Genomic DNA, 14,073 nt, shown 5'->3' with positions numbered 1-14,073 from the left:
CACGGGGACTCCCTCGTCGGTTCCGGATGCCGCCCGTCGCGGCATCCGCTCATTCGATGTCTACCGGGCCAATTCTGCCCGCCGCCGCCGGGGCGGCCGATGTACGCGCTGTACACCGGGGATGGTTGTTTCGCCGGCCTGGACGCGATCAGCCGGCCAGGACCGCAGGCTCCTGCTGCGGCAGGAAGGACTGCGCGAAGAACGCGGCGAGTTCGTCGTGCGCCTGCAGGGGCAGCACCGCGGCGACGTACTGGTCGGGCCGCACGACGACGACGACGCCGTCGCGCGACAGCCCGCGCTCGGCGAAGATGTCGTCGGTCGTCCACGCGCTCGGCGCGGCGGCGTAGACCTTCTCCCAGTCGGTGAGCCCGAGCGGTCCCGTCTTCGGGAGGAACGCCTCGGGCACGCGCGCGAGGTCGACGTCCTCGTAGCGCTGCTGGTAGATCACCTTGACGTCGAAGACCGCGTCGACGTGGGCGCCCGCAGGGGTGAAGCGACGCACGGGCGAGTCCGGCGAGGCGATGAACTCCGCCCAGGCGGAGAGGGCGGATGCCTCTCCCGCAGCCGGCGCGTCGGCGAATGCGTACACACGCCACCGCCCGTCGGCCTTGGCGTGGTGGCCGAGGTGCACCGCGTTGCCGTCGCACACGCGCACGACCTCCGCGGACTTGAAGCGCTTGCCCAGCGGGAAGCCCTCGGCCAGCGCCTGATGCGCGGCATCCGTCACGATCATCGACGGGCCGTACTGCGTCATGAAGCCCGATGGGAACTCGGCGGTGCCGAGGTAGTAGTTCGCGAGCTCCTGCGGGTCGGAGATCTCCTCCGGCTTGCGCGCCATGAGAGAGGACCACTCCCGGTCGAAGTCGATGAGCTGCTGCGCGACCGGCTGCCGCTCGGCCGAGTAGGTCTCCAGCAGCGAGGCGGGACTCAGCCCGGTGAGGACGTGCCCCAGCTTCCAGCCGAGGTTGAAGCCGTCCTGCATCGAGACGTTCATGCCTTGGCCCGCCTTCGCGCTGTGCGTGTGGCAGGCGTCACCGGTGAGGAAGACCCGCGGGGCGTGCCCCTGGTCGACGTCGACGTCGTCGAACTTGTCGGTCACGCGGTGGCCGACCTCGTACACGCTGTGCCACGCGACCTGCTTCACGTCGATCGTGTACGGGTGGAGGATCTCGTTCGCGCGGCGGATGATCTCTTCGATCGGCGTCCGGCGCACGCGGTGCTCGTCGTCGGCTGCCACTTCGCCCAGGTCGATGTACATGCGGCTGAGGTAGCCGCCTTCGCGCGGGATGTGGAGGATGTTGCCGGCACTGGAGTTGATCGCGCACTTGGTGCGCCAGTCCGGGAAGTCGGTGTTGACGAGCACGTCCATGACGCCCCACGCGTGGGCCGCGAACTCGCCGACGTGCTTGCGCCCGATCGCCTCGCGCACACCGCTGCGGGCGCCGTCGGAGCCGACCACGTACTTGGCGCGCACCGTGCGCTCCTCGCCGGCCCGCTCCCCCGCGACGTGGCGCAGGCGCACCTCGACGGGATGCTCGCCCTCGCCGTGGACGGTCAGGCCGACGAACTCGATGCCGTAGTCGGGGACGATGCGGCCGGGACCCTTCGCGGCGGCGTCGGCGAAGTAGTCGAGCACCCGGGCCTGGTTCACGATCAGGTGCGGGAACTCGCTGATCTTGAAGGCGTAGTCCTCGGTGCGGGCGGTGCGCACGATGTCGCGGGGGTTCTCGGGGTCGGGACCCCAGAAGTTCATGTAGGCGATGTTGTACGCCTCGGCGATGATCGGCTCCGCGAAGCCGAACGCCTGGAAGGTCTCGACGCTGCGGGGCTGGATGCCGTCGGCCTGCCCCAGCACGAGGCGACCGTCGCGCCGTTCGATGATCCGCGTGGTGACGCCGGGGAACTGCGACATCTGCGCGGCGAGCAGCATGCCCGCCGGCCCGGAGCCGACGATGAGCACGTCCATCTCGTCGGGCAGCTCGGCGGGGCGGTCGATGCCGGTGCCGGCGGCGTCCTGCACGCGGGGGTCGCCCGAGACGTAGCCGTGGTGGTGGAACTGCATCGTGTCCTCCTCGGACGACGGTGTCGAGGGCTTGTGAGCCTGGGCGATGTGTTCTATATTCGAACACATCGTTCTACTATTGAACAGATCGTATACGACCTGCCGCGCAGCGGCAAGACTGCGAGCACACATGACCCCTCCGCGCAGCAGTCCGGCGCCGGCGTCGCAGACGCTGAGTCGCGGCATCCGGATCCTCGAAGTGCTCGCCGACGCGCGCGGGCCTCTCACGATCGACGAGATCGCGCGCCGCCTCGAGGTGCACCGCTCGGTCGCCTACCGGCTGCTGCGGACGCTCGAGGACCACGGCCTGATCGAGCGCGACTCCGCGGGACGCGTCGAGCTCGGCGCGCGCATGGCCGCCCTCGCGGCGGGCGTCGCGCACGACCTGCAGGCCGAGGCCCTCCCCGAGCTCACCGCCGTGGCCGGAGACCTCGGCGTGACCTGCTTCCTCTCAGTGCTCGACCACGACGAGTGCGTCACGCTCTCCAGCGTCGAGCCGCGGCACGCCGTGAACCCCGTCGCGCAACGGCCGGGCACGCGGCATCCGGTCACCCGCGGCGCGCCCGGCAAGGCGATCCTGTCGCTGGTGCCCGAGCGATCGTGGCCCGACGGCGTCGGCGACGACCTCGCCGGCGAGATCCGCGATGCCGCGGCCCGCGGCTGGGCGACGAGCCACGACGAGGTCATCCCGAGCCTGCGCGCGGTCGCGGTCCCCCTGGCCGTGCGGGGGCGCGGACCGGCGGCGATCGCCGTGGTGTTCGTGGCCAGCGCGCACGGCGACGACGCCATCGCGCAGCGGCTGTCGCGCTCGGCCTCCGCCATCAGGGACGCGCTCGGCGGCTGACCCGTTCTGGGGGGTCAGGCCGTCGTCGGGAAGTCCGACACGAAGCGGATGTTGTACTCGGCGACCCGCTGCGGGACGCCCGCGAACGCCTCGGCCCGCGCCTCGGACGCCATGTACTCCTTCTCGAGGGCGGCGAACGCGTCCTCGTCGCCGGGCGCGCTGACGGCCCATACGAACTCGTTCGTCTCGGGCAGGCCGTAGGCGAACTCGACCGTGAAGCCGGCGGCGGGCCGGACCCTCGGCATCCATTCGGTCCACCACGCGACGAACGCGTCGTACTCCCCTTCGACGAGCGTGTACCGGCGCAGCTGGATCGTCTTCATGAACCCATCTTGGCCGAAGTCATATACTCGACTCGTCCGGCGGCACCGAAGCCCGCCGGTGCTCGAAAAATGGGCACGCAGCGCGAAGCGCGAGACACATACGGCCTGATCCTCCGTTCCGTCTCGAAAGGCTCCGCCATGCCCACCGTCTCCGCGCACGTCGCGCTCACCCTCGCCCGCCACATCGACCACGTCTTCGGGGTGATGGGCAACGGCAACGCGTACTTCCTCGACGCGCTCGAGCGCTCCACCGACGTGCACTTCACGGCCGTGCGCCACGAGGCGGGCGGCGTGGTCGCCGCCGACGCGTACCACCGCGCCTCCGGACGCCTGGCCGCGGCGACCGCGACCTACGGTGCCGGGTTCACCAACACGATCACCGCTCTCGCCGAGGCCGTGCAGGCGCACGTGCCACTCGTGCTCGTCGTGGGCGACGAGCCCACGTCGGGACCGCGCCCGTGGGACGTGGATCAGATCGCGCTCGCGTCGGCGGTCGGCGCGCGCACCTACACCGTGGGGCGGGCGGATGCCGCGGCCACGACCGTCATCGCCATCGAGCACGCCCTCACCTACCGGGTGCCGACGGTGCTGGCGATCCCCTACGACGTCGCGGCGCGCGACGCCGGGCCGGTGCCGGAGGCTCCGGAGCCCCGGCTTCCCGGACCGCTGGTGCCCGCCGGGCCGTTCGCCGAGGGCGCGGTCGAGGGCATCGTGGACGCACTGGCGTCGGCGGCGCGTCCCTTCCTGCTCGCCGGCCGGGGAGCCTGGATCTCCCGCGCCGGGGAGGCGCTCGGCGACATCGCCGACGCGGTCGGCGCCGTGACGGCCTCCACCGCGCTCGGGCGGGGCGTGTTCCCGCGCGGCGAGTTCGACTTGGGCGTGACCGGCGGCTTCGGAGCCGAGGGTGCCATGGAGCTCGTGCGCACGGCCGATGTGGCCGTCGTCTTCGGGGCATCCCTCAACCAGTTCACGATGCGCTTCGGCGACCTGTTCGCGCCGGGGACCCGGGTCTTCCAGGTGGACGTGACGGGCGCGGCGAGCCACCCGCACGTCGGCGGCTTCGTGCGCGGGGACGCCGCCGTCGTGGCGCGTGCCGTCGCGGAAGGCCTGCGCGCGCGAGGCGCGGCGCCGAGCGGCTGGCGCGAGTCGATCGACGTGGCGGCGCTGCGCACCTACGAGCCGGGCGACCGCGCCGCCCCCGACGGACGCCTGGACCCCCGCTCGGTGGCGGCGCGCATCGGCGAACTGCTGCCCGACGACCGCGTGGTCGTGTCGGACGGCGGGCACTTCATCGGCTGGGCGAACATGTACTGGCCGGTCGCCTCCCCCGACCGCATGAGCATGGTCGGCACGGCGTTCCAGTCGATCGGGCTGGGCTGGCCGTCCGTGCCGGGCGCGGCGCTCGCGAAGCCCTCGTCGACGGTCGTGCTGACGACCGGCGACGGCGGCGGACTGATGGCGCTCGCCGACCTCGAGAGCGCCGTGCGGGTCGCACGCGGTCGAGGACTGGCCGTCGTCTGGAACGACGCCGCCTACGGCGCCGAGGTGAACCTGTACGGCCTGAAGGGCCTCGCGAAGGAGCCGATGCTCATCCCCGAGGTCGACTTCGCAGCCCTCGCCGCGGGCGTAGGCGCCGAGGGCGTCGTCGTGCGGACGCTCGAGGATCTGGACCGTCTCGCGACCTGGGCGGCCGAGCCCGAGGCATCCCGCCGCTTCCTGGTCCTGGACTGCCGCATCTCGGGCGCGGTCGTCGCGCCGTATCAGCGCGAGATCATCCGCGTGAACTCCTGACGGGCCGAGCCGGGCTACTCCCCCTTGAAGTCGGGGCGGCGCTTCTGCTGGAACGCGGCGAAGCCCTCGCGGTAGTCGGCGGTGGTGCGCAGCGCCTCCTGGGCGCGCGCCTCCTCGGCGACGGCATCCCACAGCCGCTCCCCGCGCAGCCGGGCGATCAGGCGCTTGGAGGCGACGAACGCCGCCGTCGGGCCGGATGCCGCGACCGTGGCACGCTGCTGGGTGAAGTCGAACACGTCCTCGACCGGCATCGCCCGGCTGAACAGGCCCGCTGCGACGGCTTCCGCGCCGGTCATGAGCTCGCCGGTGTAGATGAGGTCGAGCGCCCGGTGGGCGCCGAGCCGCTCGTAGAGCAGGGCGTGGCCGCCGGAGTCCAGCATCGCGCCCAGGCTCGCGAACGGCGAGCCGATCTTGGCGTCGTCGGCGACGTAGACGACGTCGGTCGCGATCGCGAGTCCGAGCCCCACCCCGAGGCATGCGCCGTGGACGGCCGCGAAGGTCGGCGCGGGGAACGCGGCGATCCTCCGCATGAGCGTCTCCACGCCCGCGAGGTACTGGGGCACGTCGTCGGTCAGGGGGTCGACGCCGGCGATGTCGCGGCCCGCGCAGAACGCGCGGCCCTCGGCCCGCAGCACGAGCGCCCGGACGCCGGCCTCTTCGGCACTGCGATAGGCGGCATCCATCTCCCCCAGCGCCCGCAGCGAGAGGGCGTTGAGCTTCTCCGGCGCGTTGAGGACGACGTCGGCCACGTCGCCGGTGATGGACAGTTCGATCATGCGTTCCTCCTCAGACGTCGTAGTCGACGACCACGGTGTCGGTCGCCGGGTGGGATTGGCAGGTGAGCACGTAGCCGCGCTCGAGCTCGTCCGGCTCGAGCGCGTAGTTCTCGGTCATCGTGACGGAGCCCTCCAGCAGCCGGGCACGACAGGTGCCGCACACGCCGCCCGCGCAGGCGAAGGGCACGTCGGGGCGCACGCGCAGCGCGGCGTTGAGGATCGACTCGCGCGCCGAGACCGGGCTGTCGACGGCCTGCGACTGCCCGTCCAGCGTGAACTCGATGCGGCGCACCGGCTCGTCCGCGGCCACGGCGACGGGCCGGCCCGCGGCCGGCTCGGCCCGCTCGCCCTCGCCGGTGGTGAACAGCTCGTAGCGCACGTGCGCCGGGTCGACGCCGATGTCGGCGAGGGTGTCGCGGCACAGCTGCACCAGCTCGAACGGCCCGCAGAGGAACCACTCGTCGACGGTGTCGGGGAGCACGAGGTCGCCGAGGATGCGCCGCAGGCGCGGCTCGTCGATGCGCCCCGACAGCAGCGGCGCCGTGCGCTGCTCGCGCGAGAGCACGTGGTGCAGCGCGAGGCGCGTCGGGTAGCGGTCCTTGAGGTCGGAGAGCTCGTCGAGGAACATCACATCGAGGCTCGAGCGGTTCGTGTAGACCAGGGTGAACCGCGAGGTGGCGGAGCGCGCGAGCACCGTCGCGGCGAGCGCCATCAGCGGCGTGATGCCGGACCCCGCCGCGATGCCGGCGACGTGCGCGTCGTCCAGGTCGGCCAGCTTCGAGGTGAACGTACCCTGCGGGCTCATGACGTCGATCTGGTCGCCCACCCGCAGCTCGGTCTGCGCCCACGTCGAGAACAGGCCGCCCGAATCGCGCTTGATCGCGACGCTGATCGTGCGGGGGCCGTCGCCCCCGCCGCCCGAGTCCGCCGCCCGGCACAGCGAGTACGACCGGCGCAGCTCGTGCCCGTCGATCACCTTCCGCAGCGCGACGTGCTGACCGGCGAGGTAGTCGAAGTCGCCGCGCGCCTCCTCGGGGATGGCGAAGGTCACCTCGACGGCGGCATCCGTCAGCGGCCGCACCGCGGCGACGCGGAGCGTGTGGAACCGCGCGCGGTGCCTCGCGCCGCGGGGACCGCCCACCGCGGTCGTCAGCAGCGTCTCGGCGATGCGCCGGCGCTCGGCGTCGGCGAGGTCGTCGGGCCGCATCAGTGCGCCTTGAAGTGGTCGAAGGGCTCGAGGCATGCGCGGCACTCGTAGAGCGCCTTGCACGCGGTCGACCCGAACCGGGCTACTTCGCGGGTGTCGAGCGACCCGCACCGCGGGCACCGCACCGACAGCCGCACCGGTATCGGGCCGCGCACCGCCGCCCGGCCGGTAGGCGGGGCGATGCCGTAGTCGACGAGCTTGCGCTTGCCGGCATCCGTCATCCAGTCCGTCGTCCACGCGGGCGCCAGCACGAGCCGCACGTCGACGTGCTCGAACCCGGCCGCGGTCAGCGCGAGCACGATGTCGTCGCGGATCGCGTCCATGGCGGGGCAGCCCGAGTAGGTGGGGGTGATGGTGACCGTGACGCGGCCGCCCTCGACCACGACGTCGCGCAGCACGCCGAGATCCTCGATGGTGAGGACCGGCACCTCCGGGTCGAGGACGGAGGCCGCCACCGCCCAGGCGCGGGTGCGTTCTGGTCCCCCGTCTCCCGTCGCAGCCTCGACACGTACCGTTCGCAGGAGCGTCTCGTCCGGCGCCGACGCGCGCCCGCGGGATTCCGCGGGTGCGCCCGCCGCCGAGACGCCCGACCCTGCAATCGGCACAGAGCGGCCGGCGGAAGCTGCCGGCGAGGGAACCGCCCCGGTCACCATGTCGCCCCCGGGTGCGCTCGCGCGAGCACCTGCATCTCGGCGAGCAGGTACCCCAGCGTCGAGAAGTGGGCCCCGCGGCGTCCGCCGGCCGAAGACACCGGGCCGGCCGGGACCTCGATCTCCGCTTCCGCGAAGACCGCCGCGATGACGGCGTCGAACCCCGCCTGCAGCGCCGACGGGCGCACCGCGACGTCGCCGAGCCGGTCGATGAGCGGCTCGTCGCGGAACAGCTCGCCGACGTACGGCCACACGTCGCCGACGGCGCGCACGATGCGCCGCCGCGACTCGTCGGTGCCGCCGGCCAGGCGCAGCGTCCACTGCACGGCGTGGTCGCGGTGGTACTCGACCTCCTTGACCGCCTTGCCGGCGATGGCCGCGAGGGTCTCGTCGGACGATCCCTGCAGCGCGGTGTACAGCTCGAAGAGGTACACGGATGCCACCAGCTGGCGCGCGATCGTCTGCGCGAAGTCGCCGTTGGGCTGCTGGAAGAGCCAGGCGCACCGGAACTCCGGCTCGTCGCGCCAGTAGGCCAGGTCGTCCTCGGTGCGTCCGTCGAACGAGCCTGCGTAGTGCAGCAGCGACCGCGCGTGGCCCAGGAGGTCGAGTGCGATGTTCGCCAGCGCGACGTCCTCTTCGAGCTCGGGCGCCCGCGCGATCCAGGCGCCGAGCTGCTGCGACAGGATCAGCGCGTCGTCGCCGAGCCACAGCGCGTACTCCGCGACGTCGGCCGACGGCGCGCGGCCTTCGCCGCCGGCGAGCTCGGCCGAGAGCGCGATCCGCTCGACGGTGACGTCGCCGTGAGCGTCGCCGCCGAGATCCGGTGCCTGGGCGTGTCGGAGGGTCACAGGTGCGGCACCCCCTCCGAGGCCGTGTAGTAGGTCGCGTGCCGGTAGTTCTTGCCGGCGGGGCTCTCGAAGAACGCGCCCTTGGAGTCGGGGTCGCTGGTCGTGATGGCGTCGGCGGGCACGACCCAGATCGACGTGCCCTCGCCGCGCCGGGTGTAGAGGTCCCGCGCATTGCGCAGCGCGAAGTCCGCATCGGGCGCGTGGAGCGACCCGGCGTGCACGTGCGACAGGCCGCGCCCGGCGCGGACGAACACCTCCCACAGCGGCCACGATTCGCGGTCGGAGAATCCGGGGGTCGGCATCATGCCACCGCCTTCTGCGCGTCGAGCGCCTGCTTGCGGGCGTACTCGGCGGCGGCCTCGCGCACCCACGCGCCCTCCTCGTGGGCGTTGCGTCGGTTGCGGATGCGCTCGGCGTTCATCGCGCCGCGACCGGCGATCACCTCCTGCAGCTCGCTCCAGTCGATCTCGCTGGTGTGCCAGCGTCCGGCCTCGTCGTCCCAGCGCAGTTCGGGGTCGGGGAGCGTGACCCCGAGCACCTCGGCCTGCGGCACCAGCATCCCGATGAACCGCTGCCGCAGCTCGTCGTTGGAGAACCGCTTGATGTTCCACGCCATCGACTGCGCCGAGTTGGGCGAGGCGTCGTCGGGCGGCCCGAACATCATCAGCGACGGCCAGTACCAGCGGTCGACGGCATCCTGCGCCATCGTCCGCTGCGCCTCGGTGCCCTGCATCAGCGTCAGCAGGATCTCGAAGCCCTGGCGCTGGTGGAACGACTCCTCCTTGCAGATGCGCACCATCGCCCGGCCGTAGGGGCCGTACGAAGCGCGGCACAGCGGCACCTGGTTGCAGATCGCCGCGCCGTCCACGAGCCAGCCGATCGCGCCCATGTCGGCCCACGTGGGTGTCGGGTAGTTGAAGATCGACGAGTACTTCGCGCGGCCTTCGATGAGCTGCTCGGTCATCTCGTCGCGGGTGATGCCGAGGGTCTGCGCGGCGGAGTAGAGGTACAGGCCGTGGCCCGCCTCGTCCTGCACCTTGGCCATCAGGATGGCCTTGCGCTTGAGGCTCGGCGCCCGGGTGATCCAGTTGCCCTCCGGCTGCATGCCGATGATCTCGGAGTGCGCGTGCTGCGAGATCTGGCGGATCAGCGTCTTCCGGTACGCAGCCGGCATCCAGTCGCGCGGCTCGATGCGCGAGTCGGCTTCGATGATCGCGTCGAAGGCCGCCTGCTCGGCGGTCTCGGCGGACGTCGCATCGGTCGTCATCGTCGACTCCGTTCGGTTCCTGAGCCTGTCGAAAGGATTACAGACCGTTCGTTCAGTAAAAGTGTAGTACGGCGACGGATGCCTCGCCACGACCTCACACCGACTCCTCGGGTCCGGCCCGGCGCGTGGTGAAGGAGCGCCCGCGGAACTCCGCCACGACGTCGCCCGTCTCGTCGGCGACCGTCACGTCGTAGAGCCCGCTGCGGCCGGTCACCGCCACGCGGCGCGCGTGTGCGGTGAGCGTCTGCCCCGCGCGCGTCGCCTTGAGGAACGAGATGTCGGCCCCGGCCGCCACCGTGACGGCGGGGTCGCCCGCGGAGCCCGGATCCGCACCGTTGCACGCCATCGCGAACGCGGTGTCGGCGAGCGCGAACACCATCCCGCCGTGGGTGATCGCGAAGCCGTTGGTCATGTCGTCGCGCACCCGCATCGACACCACCGCCTCCCCCGGCTCGTCGCGCTCGACGACCATGCCGAGCGCCGCCGACGCCCGGTCGCGCCGGAGCATGGGCCGCTGCCCCGCGAAGTGCTCGGCCGGGTCGGTCACACCGGCACCTGGGCGGCGGGAGAGCCGGACGGGAGGGCATCCGTCGCCTCCGCCGTCTTCGCGACGAGGGTGAGCACGTCGTAGGTCGCCACGATCTCGTCGTCCTGGTTGAGGATCACGGCATCCCACCGCACCTCGCCGTACGCGTCGGTCTCGCGCGGCGTGATCTGCTTCGCCGTGAGCACGACGCGGATCTCGTCGCCCGGCGACACCGGGGTCATGAAGCGCAGGTTCTCGAGCCCGTAGTTGGCGAGCACGGGGCCCGGCTCGGGGTCGACGAACAGGCCCGCGGCCCACGAGACGAGCAGGTAGCCATGAGCGACCCGCCCCGGGAAGAACGGGTTGGCGGCGGCGGCCGCCTCGTCCATGTGCGCGTAGAAGAGGTCGCCGGTGAAGTTCGCGAACGTCTCGATGTCGTCGAGCGTCACCGGGCGCGTGGGCGAGGCCACCTGGTCGCCGACGGCGAGCTCGGCGAGCGACTTGCGGAACGGGTGGCGGTCGGAGCGGGATGCCGCACCCTGGTGCCACACGCCGGTCAGGGCCGTGAGCATCTGCGGCGATCCCTGCACGGCGGTGCGCTGCATGTGGTGCAGGACGGCGCGGATGCCGCCGAGCTCCTCTCCCCCGCCGGCGCGGCCGGGTCCGCCGTGGACGAGGTGCGGCACGGGCGCGCCGTGGCCGGTCGACGAGCGGGCGTCGTCGCGGTCGAGGAACAGCAGGCGCCCGTTGTAGGCCGCGGTACGGGCGAGCAGCGTCGCGGCGACCGCGGGGTCGGAGGTGGCGACGCTGGTCACGAGCGACCCGCCGCCGCGCTCCACGAGGTCGGCGGCCTCGTCGACCGTGCGGTACGCCAGGATGCTCGCGACGGGCCCGAACGCCTCGACCTCGTGCACGGCGTCCGGCAGCGACGCCGGGTCGCCGTCGAAGCCGACCACGATCGGCGCGACGAACGCGCCGTCGGGCGCGGGTCCGGTCGAGCCGTCCGCGTGCGTGACGTCGGGGGCATCCGTCGTTCCGATCAGCAGCCGGCCGCCCGCCGCCTGCAGCTCGCCGACCGCCCGGAGCACCTCCTCGCGCTGGGCGCGCGAGACGACGGGCCCCATCGTGACGCCGTCGGCGCGCGGATCGCCGATGACCACGCGCTCGACGATCTTCGCCCGCAGCGCCGCCACGAGCGGCTCGACGGACGCGACGGGCACGATCGCGCGGCGGATGGCCGTGCACTTCTGCCCGGCCTTGGTGGTGAGCTCGACCATGAGCTGCGTGACGTACGCGTCGAACTCCGGCGTGCCCGGCACCGCGTCGGGGCCGAGCACCGAGGCGTTGATGGAGTCGGTCTCGCTGGTGAACCGCACGCCCGGGGCCGCCTGGGCCCGCAGCCGCTCGGCCGTCGAGGCGCTGCCGGTGAAGCCGACGAGGTCTCCGAGTCCGAGATGGTCGAAGAGGCCGGGCACGCCGCCGCTCACCAGCTGCAGCGACCCTGCCGGGAGCCTCCCCGTCTCGACGAGGATGCGCACCCAGGCCTCGGCCACGTACGCCGTGGGGGTCGCGGGCTTCACGATCGTCGGGACGCCCGCGAGGAACGCCGGCGCGAACTTCTCCAGCGCCCCCCACATCGGGAAGTTGAAGGCGTTGATCTGCACGGCGACGCCGGGGAGGCGCGTGTAGACGTGGCGGCCGAGGAACGATCCGTCCTTGGAGAGCGGCTCGGCCGGGCCGTCGAGGTACACCTGCGCGTTCGGCAGCTCGCGACGCCCCTTCGACGAGTACGTGAAGAGCACGCCGATGCCGCCGTCGACGTCGCTGAGGGAGTCGCGCACCGTCGCGCCGGCGCGCTTGGAGAGCTCGTACAGCTCGTCCTTGCGCGCGGTGAGCGCGATGGCGAACTCCTTGAGCAGCAGCGCCCGCTGGTGGAACGTCAGCGCACCGAGGCTCGCCTGCCCCGTCGTGCGCGCGCAGGCGATCGCGCCCGCGAGGTCGATGCCGGCGGTGCTCACGCGGGTCACGACCTCGCCCGTCGACGCGTCGAGCACCCCGACCGTCTCGGCGCCGGGCTCGGGAGCCCACCACCGGTCCTGGAGGTAGCTGGGGAGGATGCCGACCTCGGTCCGATCGTCGATCACTGGTCACTCCATTCGTAGAAGCCGCGGCCGGTCTTGCGGCCGAGATGTCCGTCGGCGACGAGCCGTCGCAGCAGGTCCGGGGGCGCGAAGCGGTCGCCGAGCTTCGCGTGCAGCTCCTCGGCGATGCCGAGCCGCACGTCGAGGCCGACCAGGTCGGTCGTGCGCGGCGGGCCGAGCGGATGCCGGTACCCGAGCTCCATCGCCGCGTCGATGTCGGACGCCGATGCGACGCCCTCCTCGAGCATGCGGATCGCCTCGAGCCCCAGGGCCACCCCCAGCCGGCTCGACGCGAAGCCCGGGCTGTCGCGTACGACCACGGCCGCCTTGCCGAGCGCCTCGACCCAGCCGCGCGCGTCGTCGACCAGGCCCGGGCCGGTCGCCGAGCCCGTGACGACCTCGACCAGCTGCGAGGCCGGCACGGGGTTGAAGAAGTGCAGGCCCAGGAACCGCTCCGGACGCTCCAGCCCGGACGCCAGGTCGTCGATCGAGATCGATGAGGTGTTGGTCGCCAGCGCCGCCTCAGGCCCGAGGATCCCCTCGGCCCGCCCGAGCGCCTCGAGCTTGAGCCCACGCTCCTCGGGGACGGCCTCGACGACGAGGCCGCAGCCGCCGAGGGCGGCGGCATCCGCCGTCGTCTCCACCGCGGCCGCGAGCGCCTCGAACCGGCGCTCGGTCGCACCGCGCTCGACGCTGCGCCGCAGGCTCTCGAGGAGGCGAGCGGATGCCGCGGCCGCGGCATCCGCGTCCCGCTCGACGACGGTCACCGCGGCGCCGGCCAGCGCGAAGGCGTGTGCGATGCCGGCCCCCATGCGGCCTCCGCCGATGACGCCGACGCGCGCGGGGACGCCCGCGCTCATCGCGTGCGCCTCTCGAGGAAGGCGGTCATGCGCCGGTCCTTCTCGGGGCTCTCGAAGAGCTGGGCCTGCAGCTCCAGCTCCACCTCCGGGTGCGCCGCGGGCGGCGCGAGCAGCGCGGTCTTGGTGTGCCTCGTGGCCAGCGCATCGTTGCGGGCGATGCGGTCGGCGAGCGCGTTCGCGGCGGCGAGGAGCTCGTCCGGCTCGTACAGCGACGACACGAGGCCCCACGCGACGGCGGTCTCGGCATCGAGGATCCGTCCGGTCAGCAGCATCTCGGCGGCGCGGGCCTCGCCGACCAGCTGCGGCAGCCGCCACGTCGCCCCCGCGGCGGCGATGATGCCGAGGCCGGTCTCGGGGTTGCCGATCTGCAGACGCGGCGTGCCGATGCGGATGTCGGCGGCGTAGGCGAGCTCGGCGCCGCCGCCGAGGGCGTATCCGTCGACGGCGGCGATGACGGGCATGGGCAGGTTGCGGATCCGCTGGAACGCCCGGGTGTTGATGCCCTTGCGCGCGTCGGCGGCCCGCCGCTCGCGCAGCTGGGCGATGTCGGCGCCGGAGGCGAACACGCCGTCCGCACCGATGAGGATCAGCGTGCGGGGCTCGCTCTCGAGCTCACGGCACAGCTCGTGCAGCCGGTCGATCATGTCCTGGTCGATGGCGTTGCGCACCTCGGGCCGCGACAGCGTGGCGATGACGCGGTCTGTGCGGCGCTGGAGCTGCAGCGGCTCGGGCATCGGCATCCTCTCGATCCGCTCCGTCGCGGTCGCCTCCATATTAC

General features: G+C 72.7%; 14 protein-coding genes. 2 read left to right on the top strand and 12 right to left on the bottom strand.

Annotated features, from left to right (window positions below):
- Positions 1-148: 148 nt before the first annotated feature.
- Complete coding sequence (locus V6R91_RS30080; RefSeq protein WP_336398368.1) at positions 149-2,062, bottom strand: FAD-binding monooxygenase; 1,914 nt, start codon at positions 2,060-2,062, stop codon at positions 149-151.
- Between the two features lie 130 nt (positions 2,063-2,192).
- On the opposite strand from V6R91_RS30080, the gene V6R91_RS30075 reads away from it, so the two are divergent.
- Entirely contained in the window at positions 2,193-2,906 is a 714-nt protein-coding gene (locus V6R91_RS30075; protein WP_336398367.1) for an IclR family transcriptional regulator, read from the top strand.
- 14 nt (positions 2,907-2,920) lie between these two features.
- Here the strand turns inward: V6R91_RS30075 and V6R91_RS30070 are convergent, their stop codons facing one another.
- Entirely contained in the window at positions 2,921-3,229 is a 309-nt protein-coding gene (locus V6R91_RS30070; RefSeq protein WP_336398366.1) for a hypothetical protein, read from the bottom strand.
- A 138-nt stretch (positions 3,230-3,367) separates the two neighbouring features.
- On the opposite strand from V6R91_RS30070, the gene V6R91_RS30065 reads away from it, so the two are divergent.
- The gene (locus V6R91_RS30065) at positions 3,368-5,020 is read left to right on the top strand and encodes a thiamine pyrophosphate-binding protein (protein ID WP_336398365.1); all 1,653 of its coding nucleotides are present in this window, start codon (positions 3,368-3,370) and stop codon (positions 5,018-5,020) included.
- Positions 5,021-5,034: 14 nt separating this feature from the next.
- Here the strand turns inward: V6R91_RS30065 and V6R91_RS30060 are convergent, their stop codons facing one another.
- The 10 genes from V6R91_RS30060 to V6R91_RS30015 all read right to left on the bottom strand — a co-directional run bounded on the left by V6R91_RS30060 (position 5,035) and on the right by V6R91_RS30015 (position 14,029).
- Positions 5,035-5,796 carry an enoyl-CoA hydratase/isomerase family protein gene (locus V6R91_RS30060; protein ID WP_336398364.1) on the bottom strand — a complete coding sequence of 254 codons (762 nt, stop codon included), beginning with the start codon at positions 5,794-5,796 and terminating at the stop codon, positions 5,035-5,037.
- Between the two features lie 10 nt (positions 5,797-5,806).
- Positions 5,807-7,003, bottom strand: a complete 1,197-nt coding sequence (gene paaE / locus V6R91_RS30055) for a 1,2-phenylacetyl-CoA epoxidase subunit PaaE (RefSeq protein ID WP_336398363.1) — start codon at positions 7,001-7,003, stop codon at positions 5,807-5,809.
- Positions 7,003-7,524: a 1,2-phenylacetyl-CoA epoxidase subunit PaaD gene (gene paaD, locus V6R91_RS30050; protein ID WP_336398611.1), complete on the bottom strand. Its 522-nt coding sequence runs from the start codon at positions 7,522-7,524 to the stop codon at positions 7,003-7,005. The genes paaE and paaD overlap by 1 nt, the downstream gene beginning before the upstream one ends.
- 125 nt (positions 7,525-7,649) lie before the next feature.
- Positions 7,650-8,501: a 1,2-phenylacetyl-CoA epoxidase subunit PaaC gene (paaC, locus tag V6R91_RS30045; RefSeq protein ID WP_336398362.1), complete on the bottom strand. Its 852-nt coding sequence runs from the start codon at positions 8,499-8,501 to the stop codon at positions 7,650-7,652.
- Entirely contained in the window at positions 8,498-8,803 is a 306-nt protein-coding gene (gene paaB, locus V6R91_RS30040; RefSeq protein ID WP_336398610.1) for a 1,2-phenylacetyl-CoA epoxidase subunit PaaB, read from the bottom strand. Before paaB ends, paaC begins: the two co-directional genes overlap by 4 nt.
- Positions 8,803-9,768: a 1,2-phenylacetyl-CoA epoxidase subunit PaaA gene (gene paaA / locus V6R91_RS30035; RefSeq protein WP_336398361.1), complete on the bottom strand. Its 966-nt coding sequence runs from the start codon at positions 9,766-9,768 to the stop codon at positions 8,803-8,805. The genes paaB and paaA overlap by 1 nt, the downstream gene beginning before the upstream one ends.
- 94 nt (positions 9,769-9,862) lie before the next feature.
- Positions 9,863-10,276 carry a hydroxyphenylacetyl-CoA thioesterase PaaI gene (gene paaI, locus V6R91_RS30030; RefSeq protein WP_336398609.1) on the bottom strand — a complete coding sequence of 138 codons (414 nt, stop codon included), beginning with the start codon at positions 10,274-10,276 and terminating at the stop codon, positions 9,863-9,865.
- Between the two features lie 35 nt (positions 10,277-10,311).
- Positions 10,312-12,438, bottom strand: coding sequence for a phenylacetic acid degradation bifunctional protein PaaZ (gene paaZ, locus V6R91_RS30025; protein WP_336398360.1), 2,127 nt, complete (start codon positions 12,436-12,438; stop codon positions 10,312-10,314).
- Positions 12,435-13,295, bottom strand: coding sequence for a 3-hydroxyacyl-CoA dehydrogenase family protein (locus V6R91_RS30020; protein ID WP_336398359.1), 861 nt, complete (start codon positions 13,293-13,295; stop codon positions 12,435-12,437). The genes paaZ and V6R91_RS30020 overlap by 4 nt, the downstream gene beginning before the upstream one ends.
- Positions 13,292-14,029, bottom strand: coding sequence for an enoyl-CoA hydratase/isomerase family protein (locus tag V6R91_RS30015; RefSeq protein WP_336398358.1), 738 nt, complete (start codon positions 14,027-14,029; stop codon positions 13,292-13,294). Before V6R91_RS30015 ends, V6R91_RS30020 begins: the two co-directional genes overlap by 4 nt.
- Between the last annotated feature and the right edge of the window lie 44 nt (positions 14,030-14,073).

The organism is Microbacterium sp. CCNWLW41 (genome assembly GCF_037083505.1).
This window is presented reverse-complemented; position numbering and strand designations above follow the sequence as displayed.

What these genes read in the sequence shown, in the direction of transcription:
- V6R91_RS30080 (WP_336398368.1), bottom strand. Translation starts at nt 2,062, where the DNA reads ATGCAGTTCCACCACCACGGCTACGTCTCGGGCGACCCCCGCGTGCAG.
- V6R91_RS30075 (WP_336398367.1), top strand. Translation starts at nt 2,193, where the DNA reads ATGACCCCTCCGCGCAGCAGTCCGGCGCCGGCGTCGCAGACGCTGAGT.
- V6R91_RS30070 (WP_336398366.1), bottom strand. Translation starts at nt 3,229, where the DNA reads ATGAAGACGATCCAGCTGCGCCGGTACACGCTCGTCGAAGGGGAGTAC.
- V6R91_RS30065 (WP_336398365.1), top strand. Translation starts at nt 3,368, where the DNA reads ATGCCCACCGTCTCCGCGCACGTCGCGCTCACCCTCGCCCGCCACATC.
- V6R91_RS30060 (WP_336398364.1), bottom strand. Translation starts at nt 5,796, where the DNA reads ATGATCGAACTGTCCATCACCGGCGACGTGGCCGACGTCGTCCTCAAC.
- paaE (WP_336398363.1), bottom strand. Translation starts at nt 7,003, where the DNA reads ATGCGGCCCGACGACCTCGCCGACGCCGAGCGCCGGCGCATCGCCGAG.
- paaB (WP_336398610.1), bottom strand. Translation starts at nt 8,803, where the DNA reads ATGCCGACCCCCGGATTCTCCGACCGCGAATCGTGGCCGCTGTGGGAG.
- paaA (WP_336398361.1), bottom strand. Translation starts at nt 9,768, where the DNA reads ATGACGACCGATGCGACGTCCGCCGAGACCGCCGAGCAGGCGGCCTTC.
- paaI (WP_336398609.1), bottom strand. Translation starts at nt 10,276, where the DNA reads ATGCTCCGGCGCGACCGGGCGTCGGCGGCGCTCGGCATGGTCGTCGAG.
- V6R91_RS30020 (WP_336398359.1), bottom strand. Translation starts at nt 13,295, where the DNA reads ATGAGCGCGGGCGTCCCCGCGCGCGTCGGCGTCATCGGCGGAGGCCGC.
- V6R91_RS30015 (WP_336398358.1), bottom strand. Translation starts at nt 14,029, where the DNA reads ATGCCCGAGCCGCTGCAGCTCCAGCGCCGCACAGACCGCGTCATCGCC.